Raw genomic sequence first — 11,985 nt, 5'->3', positions numbered from 1 at the left:
TCATAGGACAACACATGAGCCATTCAGAGTTAGAGTTTGTTACAGCACCCCGATTAGAACAAGACGTTTTAGAGCATTACCAAACGATTCGCTTTGCTCCAATTCCAGAAGGTACTGATTACGATGCTCATCAAAAAAATATAGATCAGGAGTTCAAGCGGAAACTGTCTGGTTATTTTTCAGCATGGCGCAGAATGATGGCCGTTGGCATTCATGAGCATTTGTCTTTTTCCTTTTGGGCAGACAAGTTCTTTCAGGCTTACTGCAGTGTATTACAGGAAGAGCAGATTCGGTTCTTTGAGGTCACGGCGCAAAGAAGCGCTGGTTTTTATATCGATAAGATCGTAAAGCGGCTGAGAGTGCTGTTTGAAAGCACCAGCTTAACTGAAGAAATGCATAAGCTGAATGAGCGCTACGAAAAGCGGATTGAAAAGTTGAGAGAATCCTACCGTAATACAAGCCAGATCTATCCCGATGCTGCGGATTTAAAGCTGGAACTAAGTCTAAATGAGGGTGGAAATGAAATTATCGATTTGCGACAGTTAGAGCGATTTTTATCAAATTTCCAAAAAAGTCTAGCGGCTGAGTATTGGTATAGAACACAAGCCATTTACCGCTTTTATCAAATTGTACGGGATGATGTTCAGCAGCGTTATGTGATCCACTTTTATCTGAGCTTTAACCGATCACTCTATTCTGATCCTTTGGGATATTGCAATGATAGCAGAGAGCACTGGATGAGAGCGACTGGATATCTAGGCACATGCGTTTATCCAGAAATGCATCATCAGCTTTCCGATGCTGATGCACAAAAAGCGCTGAGGATTGATCGGATCACTCAAGAAGAAGCGGGCTGTCCTTTGGGTGCATTAAATAGCATGCCAGAGAATCAAACGGGGCAGTTTGGGCTTCCGAATAGAATCTGCATTTACCCTAAAGGATTTAAATGGTTTGATGGAGCATCTGTACGGCGCTGAAAATTTATATCAGAGTCCTGCACTTGCTTGACGCTCTACAGCGTGCAGATTATCCTTAGCCTGCTGACCTACATCGTCAGTCGGTTTTGACAGACCGTTATCATCTAGCACATCAAAAAAGTAATTTTTTGGTGGCGAACTCGTTCGTCCCCCTTCGTTGCGGTAGGGCGAGGGAGGGACGCCTTGTGCGTGCCGGTTCCTAGATGACTGGTCTGTCAACCCTTTCTCGTTCTACCACCATTATTTGACAGTGATTTTGGTAGAACTTCTAAATCATCTAGGAGTACGCCATGCGCTTACATCAAGACCGTCTTTTATATTTCTCTTTTTTATGTGTGCCCGATCTACACCACAGGGGTAATGTGACCTGATGCTGTGTATTTTGTGCATAGCTGTGTCCATGACTTTCTAAGAATAAAACTTTTTCAAGTACATATTACCGATATGAAGATGAATCTCTCATGCTGTTTTTGAGGGGCATAGGTTTGTGTGCTTTATCGTCTATAACACTTCAAAAAACATAGATATTCATTCCAACATTTATGACATGGGTAACACTGCGTCTGATTAAGACCAAGACCAGTGATGCCTATAAAAAAGAGAAAATGATGATGTTTAAAACTTTCCTAAAAACGACCCTGATTTCATCACTACTTGCAGGCGCATCATTGGCGCAGGCAGGCTGGTTTGCACAAGCCAGTGAATCCTACCTTATTCAAGCACATCATACAGGCGGTGGGGTTTATCAATGTCTTTATAAAACCAATCCTGGCAACCGTGGTTGGCGTAATTTCACGGTGAACTTTCAAGGTGGTTGTCCACGCTTTGTTCACTTTAATGCGCAGAATGGTCAAGTCACTGTGCCCAACTAAATGAGGGGAACATTCAAATGAACCAAAAAACCATATTGGGCTTGGCGGCAATCTTAGCCCTGACCTTGATCAGCATCGCAGGCTTCTACTTCTTTAGCCCTAAACACCCAACTGAAAAAACGGTTCCAGCCAACACTTCTGAGGTCAGCTCTGCACAACCTTTAGAATCTGCCAATTCAGAAGCAGTATCCACTGAGATTGCAGCAGCAGAAGTGGATGGGATTGATGTCAAAGAATTGACCACGGGAAGCAAAAGTCTGAGTCCATCAGATCATGAGCCTGAGCTGCTGAGTTTTGAGTTTGATCAAAACCTTAAGGCTGTGGATACCTTACTGTCGATGCTGCCTTATGATGAACTGCCTGAATTTGAGCAGGACAATATAGACAAGTATCAACGCTATATCTTTGCAAAAGCCGCAAAAGATACAGGCAAATCAGTGCAAGACTTTAGCTTGCAAGAACATGGCGCACTGGAATCGGAGCAAGCGGGTAATCGCTACTACGTTTATAAATTTGATAACGGCACAGACTGTGAAATCCATCTGGCCAGCATTGACTTAAATACAGGCGATTATGGCGTGAGCTATAACTACTGCTAAGGATGAACTTGATGAAGCAACTTTTAAAACCCTTGCTCTTCGCAGTGACTACAACGACAGGCATCATGTTGAGTGGCTGTAATGCTGGCCTTGATCCAAACACGTTTACGGTCGAACTCGATGTAATTGATACCAGTAACTGGTATGCCCAAAATCAATCCGCTACGGTATTGACCATCCGTTCCAATATTGCAGAGCCTATCGATGTCAGCCATGTTTCTGTCAATCATGGACAATGTCGTTATGAAGGCTATCGTCGATCGTTGGAATATCCGCAGCACTTTAAGATGGGGCAACGTTTAAGACTAAAATTAACAGACTGTAGCTACAGTAATGTGGTGCAGGTTGATGTCGAAACAGATAAAGGCACTGCAAGCTATAGCTTTCAATAACCGTCTTGCATTCTAAATGTTAAAACACAGCATTTAAATTTAGATGAAACACCAAATCAAACCGTGTCCTCAATGGGCACGGTTTTTTTATGCCCTCAATTCAGCTTTTCGTACCCAATTCATTTAACAAGGAATATTCAATGTCCTTAATTCAATGCCCCTATTGTCAGTCCACCCATGTCAGACAGACTGATTCAAGTCATGCAAACGCCAACTATTTCGAACAACTGCAACGCTGTATTTCACCGACACAGATGGCGCTGTTCGGCATGCAGCTTGCCAAAAAGGCAGGATTCCCGCCTTTTACAGGCGCAGCCATCGGTGTTGTGGTGGGTGGTGTATTGGTTATTGTCAGTCAGTACTGCTATGAAAAATTTTACAGCAATGCCGAGCAGTATCTCTGTTTGGATTGCCAACAAGCGTTTGCATGGGTGCCGTAATCGCATCTCTGACTTTACACGGTTACATCTTTGAATAGATGGATTGTTTAAACCCTTACAGCACATTTCTGCATCTTTACATCTTTCACTTTTATTTGAGGAATAATCAAAATGGCACATCAAATTGAACAAATGGCTTATGTCGGTGAAACCCCTTGGCATGGTTTAGGTAATCAACTCACGCAAAACCAACCGATTGAAGTCTGGGCCAAGCAGGCAGGCATGGATTGGCGCATTGAATCATCCAATGTCAGCTACATGGCTCAAAACTCACGTGGACAAAGCATCATCATGCCGTATGAAGAACAACGGGTACTGTATCGTTCAGATACCCATGCCCCTTTATCCGTGGTCAGTCAGCGTTATCAAGAAGTCCAACCGATGGAGATTCTGGAATTTTACCGAGACCTGACGGAGCAATCAGGCTTTGAGTTGGAAACTGCAGGTGTCTTAAAAGGAGGGAAGAAGTTCTGGGCCTTGGCACGTACAGGGCAAACCGCAGAATTGAAAGGTGGAGATGTCAGCAATGGCTATATTCTGCTAGCAACCGCATGTGATGGTACTTTAGCCACCACCGCACAATTCACTAATATCCGTGTGGTGTGCAATAACACCTTAGCGATTGCCTTACGAGGGCAGAGTTCCAATGCAGGCGTGGTCAAAGTACCGCACAGTACTAAGTTTGATGCCGACAAAGTCAAAGATCAACTCGGTATTTCAGTGAAAACATGGTACGACCACATGTATGAAATGAAACAACTCACCCAACGTAAAGTCACCCAGAAAGAAGCAGCGGCTTATTTTGATGCGGTATTTAACAACAATAGCCTAAGTGCGATGGAACAGGAGGATAACATTATTCAGTACTACCGTAATGTCGCGTCTCAAGCCAATCCACAACCCAATAAAACTGAACCGAATGGACGTGCCATGACCAAAGTCATGAATATGTTTAATGGGCAGGGACGTGGGGCAGATTTATCTTCAGCCAAAGACACCGCCTATGGACTACTTTGTGCGATCACCGAGTTTGTCGACCATGAACGTCGTGCGATGAGTACTGATCACCGCCTTGACTCTGCGTGGTTTGGTGCAGGCGCGGCATTGAAACAACGTGGATTAGAGTTTGCACTGTCAATGGCAGGCTAAGAAGTCTTTAAGTATTTGAAAAATCAAATATAGCCACCATTTATAGAATGATTAAAATCTAAGAATGGTGTTTCAATGCAAAATCAATATTTCACAACTGCTTCGGTCGGTGACGAGATTTCACAGGTATATATTTCAGATCCTCGTGTTTATAGCTATTTGCTCGAAGTGATGAAAGTCAATTTTGGCTTTGAGCGATATATTTTGAAAAACCAGCAAAACTCAGATGGTCAATATCTGATTGAATTAGATATGCCAAAAGAAACTTTAGATCGACATTTAGAGGCTGAAGTTCTTGAAGCTGTTAAAAGGCTTACTAAGTAAACTAAACCATTGAACCAAAACCACATCCGAAGATGTGGTTTTTTTTTGCCGTTTTAAAATCAATGATAGAAGGATAAATCCATGAATCAGATTATAAATCCAGCAGTAACGTCTCAATCTCAGTATTTACCAACTGTAGCCAATGACAAGCTTAAACAAAGTCAATCAGGTTCAAAACGTAGTTTAAATGCCAAACGTCTGATCAGCACCAAACAACTGGACTATCAGGCATGGCTGGAAGTGCGTAAACAGGGAATAGGCAGCAGTGATGCCGCAGCCGCCTGTGGCTTGAATCCTTATATGTCGATGCTGGAACTGTGGATGATCAAAACAGGACGGGTACAGCAGAATATTGATGATGAAAGCTCAGGACATGCACCTTTATATTGGGGCAAGCAGTTAGAACCGCTAGTGGCTGAATACTACAGTCTGCATACCAACAACAAAGTTCGTCGGGTCAATGCGGTGCTGCAGCATCCTGATCCTGATAAAGCTTTTATGTTGGCGAACTTGGATTATGCCGTGGTGGGCAATGAAGACGTGCAAATACTGGAATGTAAAACTGCAGGGGAATATGGTGCCAAACTTTGGCGGGAGGGTGTGCCGTTATACGTGTTGTGTCAGGTACAACACCAACTGGCCGTTACAGGCAAGCAAGCGGCACATATTTGTGTGTTGCTGTGTGGACAGGAAACCAAAATCTACAAAGTCAGTCGTAATGAAGCTTTGATTGAACAGATCATTCAGGCAGAACGATTATTTTGGGAATGTGTTGAAAATGACGTTCCACCAGCAGTGGATGCCAGTGAATCGGCAGCCAAAGCTTTACAGCAGCTCTATCCTGAACATACCCCACTCAGCTGTGTTGATCTAACGGAGGTGAAGCTTGCCAATGAACTGTTTGATCAACTGATACAGGAGAAACAACAGATTGAACAACACCAAAGCCAGTTTGACCTACTCAAACACCGTGTTCAGGCACTGATGCAGGAACATGAACGTGCCGTATTTCAGCAAGGTTCGGTGACATGGAAGAAAAGCAAGGACAGTATCAGCCTAGACATCAAGTCCTTACTTCAGCACCAACCTGAACTCATTCAACAGTACCCATTGCAGAAAGCAGGCAGTCGTCGTTTCAACATTTATCAAGATTAGCTTAAAGCCTAGAGCCAAACACTCAGCAAAATGAAACCTGAAATCCCGTGCAGCCCTGCACGGGATTTTTTATGCCGATTTTAATTTAAGCAAACAGTGCAACACATCTAAACATATCAACGACAGAGGAATTTCAACATGATTAAAGGTCTAGCCATTACACCGCCAATTCTTGGGCGGATCAGTATCGGCAAAGTTGTCGAAAAGAACGGGAAACGCATCCCTGAGAAAGACGATCAGTTCACCATTACAAGTCAAATACAGGGTAAGGACGGTTGGATTAAACACCCCTTGGATGAGCAATTGCGTAGCCAAGCACCGAATCAAAAACTGCGCAGCATCCCTGTGCGTATGATCTTTAATGATCCTGAACTCAATCTACGAGCGGAATACAGTTTATTTGACCGTCAGACAGGACGCCCGATTTGTGTGGGGAATGGTCAAACCTGCCAACGTATGACATCACAAGGTGTAGAGCAACATCCTTGTCCATCACCCGACTTATGCCCACTTGGACAAGGTGGACATTGCAAGCCTTATGGACGCCTGCATGTCAATTTAGGCGAAGCCGATGAGTTTGGGACTTTTATTTTCAGAACCACTGGTTTTAACAGCATTCGCACTTTGGCAGCACGTTTGAATTACTACCATGCGGCATCAGGTGGTTTGTTGTCGTGTTTACCATTGCAGCTCACCTTGCGTGGGAAAAGCACCACCCAAAGCTATCGTCAGCCTGTGTATTACGTGGATTTAACGTTACGGGAAGGTGTGGATTTGCAATCCGCGATACAGACAGCCAAGGAGATTGACCAACAAGGTAAGCAGGCAGGGTTTGATCAGGCGGCATTAGATCAGATTGCGCGGCAGGGTTTTGCCAATGCCAAGTTTGAGGTGCATGCAGAGGAGGGGATTGAATTGCTAGAGGAATTTTATCCAAACAATGACAGTGCTGCAGATACAGAGCATTCAGCGCAATTGGGCTATGTGCAGGAGATTCAGCAAGGTTTAAAGCAGAGTGTGCAGGCAGTGAATTAGATCATATCGGACAGTCTGAGACGCAGTAAAATTTTATTGGACTGTCCTATTATCTGAGCGAATACCCGCTCGCATCAATGATCAGGAGTTAATATCATGAATGCGATCACAGGACAGACTTTTCAGATGAATCAATTGATTAACTTAAAACAAGTTGTAGAGTTAATTGGTGTGTGTCGATCAACTATCTATGAAATGATGGATGAGAATTCACCTTATTACGATCCCACATTCCCAAGGAAAGTTAAAATTACTCAAAATCGTATTGGCTGGTCAGCTTATGAGATCCATCAATGGATTGAAAGTAAGTTGGCGAGTCGAAAATAAGGGATGCTCTTAGCTCCCTTATTTTTTTGTTTTCTTGTAGACTGAAAATGTTTTTTAGCCTAAGTGTCCGTAATGAAAACAATAGACTACTACAATAAATATGCAGAAGAATTTACAGCTTCAACGTTTGAAGTTGATATGGAAAGCCTATATCAGCCATTTTTAGCTGAGTTGTCCGAAGGTGCTCGGATTCTTGACGTTGGCTGTGGTTCAGGACGAGATACTCTGGCTTTTAAAAATAAAGGCTATCAAGTTGATGCAATAGATTATTCTGCCGAGTTAGTTAAAAAGGCCAAGGGGCTGACCGGCATTGAAGTACGTCAACAAAGTTTCTATGAATTAAATGAGAGTGAAAAGTACGATGGTATTTGGGCCTGTGCTTCTCTGTTGCACTGTGACAGAGATCGTTTGCCTGAAGTGATGGGGCGCATAATTAAAGCACTAAAGCCAAATGGTGTGTGTTACATGTCTTTTAAATATGGCAATACAGACCGTGAGAAAGAGGGACGTAGCTTTACTGACTTGAATGAGCAGCAAGCACATGAATTAATCAAGCAGATTGATCAGGCTTTACTGTTACAGCAATGGATTACTATAGATAAACGTCCAGACCGTACAGAAAAGTGGCTCAATATCCTGATTAAAAAAGAGCAGGCTTAGATATGTTGTTCAATACAGCTGAAATACCAACACCTCAAGAACAGCTGAAATTCTTAAAGCATATTCAGCAGATATTACAGTCCGGGACGTTTACGTCGACCTATAAGTTTGCCTTGTTGATGAGTATTACACGTCTGGCGATTGAGCAGGGTGAGGATACTGGTGCTACATTACATTTAAATTATCAGGATATTGCGGAAAAATTTATTGGTCTGTACTGGAAACAGTCATTGCCATTTCAGTTTAATCACTATGAGCCTTTTACTATTCATCAAAGCACTGGTAAGCAGGCAAAGATCATCAGTGAAATTCAAAAGGCACAACAACAATTTAAAACCTTGGCTGCGTTGAGAAAAGACCAGTTGCACTGGAATCAGCTTAAGAAAGTGGTTGCAGTAACCGTCAAGCAAATGCCGGTGGTGTATTTACAGAACCTGAATGGTCAAGCGGTGGAGTTTCTTTACCATTTGGAAGATTGCAAACAGTCCCTCAAGCTTTTACCCAAAGTGATGTATTGCTTGAGACAGTTTAGTGAAATTATTGAAGAGTTGTGCCAGAAGCGCTGGATTGATTTTGTCCGACTGAATAAGCAGAATCTGGTGATACTGGATGGTTTGCCTGATTTGGATGAATTCATGTTTGCCCCGAGTCGCAATCAACTGGGGCAGGTCGCGGACTTCTTAATTGATTTACAGCAATGCCAGTGTTTTTACTGTGGAAAAAGCCTAAAAAACTCAAAATATGCTGTAGATCATTTTATCCCCTGGTCTCTATATCCTGCCGATACTGGACATAACTTTGTTCTGGCAGATGACAAATGTAATTCTCAGAAAAGTAATTATTTGGCGTCGGAACAGTTTTTGCAAAAGTGGCAGGAGCGGAATTATCTACATGATCAATCTATTGTTCGGGAAATTTCTCAATTCGGTTTCTTAACAGATATTCAACGTTCGCATCGGGTTGCCGACTGGGCGTATAAGCTGGCAATAGAGAATGAGTATTTAGTCTGGCTAGGCGGAAAAGATAAACAGATATTGGTTTCTCCCATATCTGGAGTATTTTGATGTCTTTGTTTTTCTGTAGGACAAATTACTAGAGTGGGCTGCTATAAAAGTTAGATCATGTATCTGTCTAGCGCTTGAATTGACAGATTACATCGCTTGAGCACGACAATTCATGTCCTTTTCCACCTTTTTACTGCTGCATGTTTTAGAATTTTAGGTAAAATCATTTGATTAATGATTCACTTAATTGGACTTCCATAACAATGACCCACGTACAACTGCAACAATTACAAAAACAACTTTGGAATATTGCCAATACTTTGCGTGGCACCATGGGCGCCGATGAATTCCGTGATTACATACTGGGTTTTATTTTCTTTAAATATTTATCAGAAAAATCGGTGAACTTTGCCAATGAATTGCTCGATGGTGAAGACCTCAGCTTTTTAGAATTAGATGAAAATAATGCTGAGCATGTGCCCTACATCGATGAAATTAAAAAGAATGCCATTGCCGAAGTGGGTTATGTGCTTACACCCAAACAGCTATTCCATACCTTAGCCGAGCGTGGTCGTCAGGGCGAATTCATTTTGGATGATTTAACTGCGACCTTAAAATCAATTGAACAAAGCACGTTAGGCACCGACTCTGCCGATGACTTTGCCAACCTGTTTGAAGATTTAGATCTAAACTCGACCAAGCTCGGCAATAATGCCAGTGACCGTAATGCACTGGTGGCGAAAGTCCTCAGTCATTTAGATGATATTGATTTTGATATTTCCAATACCGAAGCTGATGTACTGGGGGATGCTTACGAATACCTGATTGGTGAGTTTGCCTCAGGCGCGGGCAAAAAAGCGGGGGAATTCTATACCCCTCAAACAGTATCGACTTTACTGGCGAAAATTGTCACCCAAGGCAAAGACCGTTTACGTTCAGTCTATGACCCGACTTGCGGTTCAGGTTCGTTATTGCTTCGGGTAAAACGTGAAGTGAAAGATGTCGATATGATTTACGGTCAGGAAATGAACCGTACCACCTACAACTTGGCACGCATGAACATGATTCTGCATGATGTGCATTTTGCCAAGTTCGACATCAAGCAGGAAAACACTTTAACCCGTCCGCAGCATTTAGATAAAAAGTTTGATGCGGTGGTGGCGAATCCGCCATTTTCTGCAAAATGGTCTGCCGATCCGTTATTTTTACAAGATGAACGCTTTGCCGCGTATGGCAAACTGGCGCCAAGTTCTAAAGCCGATATGGCGTTTGTACAGCACATGCTGTATCAACTGGATGACAATGGCACCATGGCGGTGGTGTTACCGCATGGCGTGTTATTCCGTGGTTCAAGTGAGGGCGTGATTCGTCAGTATCTGATTGAACAGATGAACGTAGTGGATGCCATTATTGGTTTACCCGCCAATATTTTCTATGGCACGTCTATTCCGACCTGTATTTTGGTGTTGAAGAAAAACCGTGAGCAGAGCGGCAATATTCTGTTTATTGATGCCAGCAATGAGTTTGAAAAGCAGAAGAATCAAAATAAGTTATTGCCTGAGCATTTGGATAAAATTGTTGCGGCATTTGGAAAGCGTGAAAATATTGAAAAATATGCGCATGTGGCGACTTTGCAAGAAGTGAAAGATAACGATTACAACCTGAATATTCCGCGTTATGTGGATACCTTTGAGGCGGAAGCTGAGATTGATTTAGATGCAATTGCCAAACAGCTTCAAGCTTTGGAGCACGACAGCCAAAAGACCGATGCCATCATTGCAGATTTTTGCAAAGAGCTAGGTATTGCTTCTCCGTTTGCGGAGGTGAAGTAATGGCAACGCCTAAGTTAAGATTTAAAGAGTTTGATGGGGATTGGTTTCAATCTAAAATTGGAGAAATTTTTCAAGTTACTTCTGGCTCTACACCATTGCGCAGTGATAACCGTTTTTTTGAAAATGCTGATATCGCTTGGGTTAAAACAACTGATTTAAATAACGGTTTAATCGAAAAAACAGAAGAGAAAATTTCTCAAATAGCTTTGAAAGAAACATCTGTAAAAATATTACCTAAGGGGACTGTTTTTGTAGCCATGTATGGTGGTTTTAATCAAATCGGTCGGACTGGGCTTTTAGTACATGAGGCTGCCTGTAATCAAGCATTATCAGCGATTTATCCTAACGAAAAAATTGATTCGTATTTTCTTCTAACCTTTCTAAACCATAAGGTTGATGATTGGAAAAACTTTGCAGCTAGTAGCCGTAAAGATCCAAATATTACGAAAAGTGATGTACTAGCTTTTCCACTTAAATATCCAGTAAAAGAAGAACAAACCAAAATCGCCGCTTTTCTTTCTGCTGTAGATGAAAAGATCAGCCAACTCACGCAAAAACATGAGCTGCTGAGCCAATATAAACAAGGCATGATGCAAAAGTTGTTTAGTCAGGAAATTCGTTTTAAAGCGGATGATGGTAGTGAGTTTGGGGAGTGGGAGGAAACGACTCTAGGAGAAATTGGTACATTCAAATCTGGTCAAGGCTTCCCAGAGCAGTTTCAGGGTGGAAAAGATGGTATCCCTTTCTTCAAGGTTTCGGATATGAATATTCTTGGAAATGAAAAAATAATGAAGGTTGCCAATAACTATGTCAATTCAGAAGCGATTACTAAAATGAAAGCTAAGGTAATAGATAATGAAGCAATCATTTTTGCGAAAGTTGGTGCTGCCATTTTTTTAGAAAGAAAACGCTTAGCTAAAAATTTCTTAATAGATAACAATATGATGGCTTATTTATCAAATCAAAAAATGAATATTATGTTTCTAAAACAATTTTTGGATAATATAAAGTTATCCAAATTTGTTCAAGTTGGAGCACTACCTTCTTATAACTCTAGTGATTTAGCAATTATCCCTATAAGCCTTCCTTGCCTAGAAGAACAAACCAAAATCGCTAATTTCTTATCTGCCATCGACCAAAAACTTGAAGTCGTGGCACAGCAAATAGAACAGGCCAAAACTTGGAAAAAAGGCTTGTTGCAGCAGATGTTTGTGTAGGG

Annotated in this window: 14 protein-coding genes; all 14 read left to right on the top strand. The window is 42.0% G+C overall.

All coding sequences use genetic code 11. From position 1 onward, the window contains the following. Positions 1-14 precede the first annotated feature (14 nt). The 14 genes from F944_RS06810 (at position 15) to F944_RS06745 (ending at position 11,983) form a co-directional block, all read left to right on the top strand. Positions 15-977: a hypothetical protein gene (locus tag F944_RS06810; protein WP_004988553.1), complete on the top strand. Its 963-nt coding sequence runs from the start codon at positions 15-17 to the stop codon at positions 975-977. 611 nt (positions 978-1,588) lie between these two features. Then, the gene (locus F944_RS06805) at positions 1,589-1,849 is read left to right on the top strand and encodes a hypothetical protein (protein WP_026039962.1); all 261 of its coding nucleotides are present in this window, start codon (positions 1,589-1,591) and stop codon (positions 1,847-1,849) included. Positions 1,850-1,866: 17 nt separating this feature from the next. Next, entirely contained in the window at positions 1,867-2,448 is a 582-nt protein-coding gene (locus tag F944_RS06800; RefSeq protein ID WP_004988548.1) for a hypothetical protein, read from the top strand. A gap of 11 nt (positions 2,449-2,459) precedes the next feature. Continuing rightward, complete coding sequence (locus tag F944_RS06795) at positions 2,460-2,840, top strand: hypothetical protein (RefSeq protein ID WP_002058070.1); 381 nt, start codon at positions 2,460-2,462, stop codon at positions 2,838-2,840. A gap of 140 nt (positions 2,841-2,980) precedes the next feature. Further along, positions 2,981-3,280 carry a hypothetical protein gene (locus tag F944_RS06790; protein ID WP_004988544.1) on the top strand — a complete coding sequence of 100 codons (300 nt, stop codon included), beginning with the start codon at positions 2,981-2,983 and terminating at the stop codon, positions 3,278-3,280. Positions 3,281-3,391: 111 nt separating this feature from the next. Further along, complete coding sequence (locus tag F944_RS06785) at positions 3,392-4,429, top strand: DUF932 domain-containing protein (RefSeq protein ID WP_004988542.1); 1,038 nt, start codon at positions 3,392-3,394, stop codon at positions 4,427-4,429. Positions 4,430-4,504: 75 nt separating this feature from the next. Further along, on the top strand, positions 4,505-4,753 hold the full coding sequence (locus F944_RS06780) for a hypothetical protein (RefSeq protein ID WP_004988541.1): 249 nt from the start codon (positions 4,505-4,507) through the stop codon (positions 4,751-4,753). An 81-nt stretch (positions 4,754-4,834) separates the two neighbouring features. Continuing rightward, entirely contained in the window at positions 4,835-5,908 is a 1,074-nt protein-coding gene (locus F944_RS06775; protein WP_004988540.1) for a YqaJ viral recombinase family nuclease, read from the top strand. Positions 5,909-6,046: 138 nt separating this feature from the next. Further along, entirely contained in the window at positions 6,047-6,943 is an 897-nt protein-coding gene (locus F944_RS06770; protein WP_004988539.1) for a recombination directionality factor, read from the top strand. A 96-nt stretch (positions 6,944-7,039) separates the two neighbouring features. Beyond that, positions 7,040-7,270: a helix-turn-helix transcriptional regulator gene (locus tag F944_RS06765; RefSeq protein ID WP_004988535.1), complete on the top strand. Its 231-nt coding sequence runs from the start codon at positions 7,040-7,042 to the stop codon at positions 7,268-7,270. Between the two features lie 72 nt (positions 7,271-7,342). After that, positions 7,343-7,930, top strand: a complete 588-nt coding sequence (locus F944_RS06760) for a class I SAM-dependent methyltransferase (RefSeq protein WP_004988533.1) — start codon at positions 7,343-7,345, stop codon at positions 7,928-7,930. Positions 7,931-7,932: 2 nt separating this feature from the next. Next, entirely contained in the window at positions 7,933-8,994 is a 1,062-nt protein-coding gene (locus F944_RS06755) for an HNH endonuclease (RefSeq protein ID WP_004988531.1), read from the top strand. A 203-nt stretch (positions 8,995-9,197) separates the two neighbouring features. Then, positions 9,198-10,766: a type I restriction-modification system subunit M gene (locus F944_RS06750; RefSeq protein WP_004988530.1), complete on the top strand. Its 1,569-nt coding sequence runs from the start codon at positions 9,198-9,200 to the stop codon at positions 10,764-10,766. Beyond that, entirely contained in the window at positions 10,766-11,983 is a 1,218-nt protein-coding gene (locus F944_RS06745) for a restriction endonuclease subunit S (RefSeq protein WP_004988528.1), read from the top strand. Before F944_RS06750 ends, F944_RS06745 begins: the two co-directional genes overlap by 1 nt. Positions 11,984-11,985: the final 2 nt, after the last annotated feature.

Source organism: Acinetobacter ursingii DSM 16037 = CIP 107286 (assembly GCF_000368825.1).
GTDB classification, from domain to species: domain Bacteria; phylum Pseudomonadota; class Gammaproteobacteria; order Pseudomonadales; family Moraxellaceae; genus Acinetobacter; species Acinetobacter ursingii.
The sequence above is the reverse complement of the archived record's forward strand: the minus strand, read 5'-3'. Positions and strand labels throughout refer to the sequence as shown.

Excerpts from the sequence above, each read along its gene's own strand:
- F944_RS06800 (WP_004988548.1), top strand. The coding sequence starts at position 1,867 with ATGAACCAAAAAACCATATTGGGCTTGGCGGCAATCTTAGCCCTGACC.
- F944_RS06785 (WP_004988542.1), top strand. The coding sequence starts at position 3,392 with ATGGCACATCAAATTGAACAAATGGCTTATGTCGGTGAAACCCCTTGG.
- F944_RS06780 (WP_004988541.1), top strand. The coding sequence starts at position 4,505 with ATGCAAAATCAATATTTCACAACTGCTTCGGTCGGTGACGAGATTTCA.
- F944_RS06765 (WP_004988535.1), top strand. The coding sequence starts at position 7,040 with ATGAATGCGATCACAGGACAGACTTTTCAGATGAATCAATTGATTAAC.
- F944_RS06750 (WP_004988530.1), top strand. The coding sequence starts at position 9,198 with ATGACCCACGTACAACTGCAACAATTACAAAAACAACTTTGGAATATT.
- F944_RS06790 (WP_004988544.1), top strand. The coding sequence starts at position 2,981 with ATGTCCTTAATTCAATGCCCCTATTGTCAGTCCACCCATGTCAGACAG.
- F944_RS06805 (WP_026039962.1), top strand. The coding sequence starts at position 1,589 with ATGTTTAAAACTTTCCTAAAAACGACCCTGATTTCATCACTACTTGCA.
- F944_RS06775 (WP_004988540.1), top strand. The coding sequence starts at position 4,835 with ATGAATCAGATTATAAATCCAGCAGTAACGTCTCAATCTCAGTATTTA.
- F944_RS06745 (WP_004988528.1), top strand. The coding sequence starts at position 10,766 with ATGGCAACGCCTAAGTTAAGATTTAAAGAGTTTGATGGGGATTGGTTT.
- F944_RS06810 (WP_004988553.1), top strand. The coding sequence starts at position 15 with ATGAGCCATTCAGAGTTAGAGTTTGTTACAGCACCCCGATTAGAACAA.
- F944_RS06760 (WP_004988533.1), top strand. The coding sequence starts at position 7,343 with ATGAAAACAATAGACTACTACAATAAATATGCAGAAGAATTTACAGCT.
- F944_RS06755 (WP_004988531.1), top strand. The coding sequence starts at position 7,933 with ATGTTGTTCAATACAGCTGAAATACCAACACCTCAAGAACAGCTGAAA.
- F944_RS06795 (WP_002058070.1), top strand. The coding sequence starts at position 2,460 with ATGAAGCAACTTTTAAAACCCTTGCTCTTCGCAGTGACTACAACGACA.
- F944_RS06770 (WP_004988539.1), top strand. The coding sequence starts at position 6,047 with ATGATTAAAGGTCTAGCCATTACACCGCCAATTCTTGGGCGGATCAGT.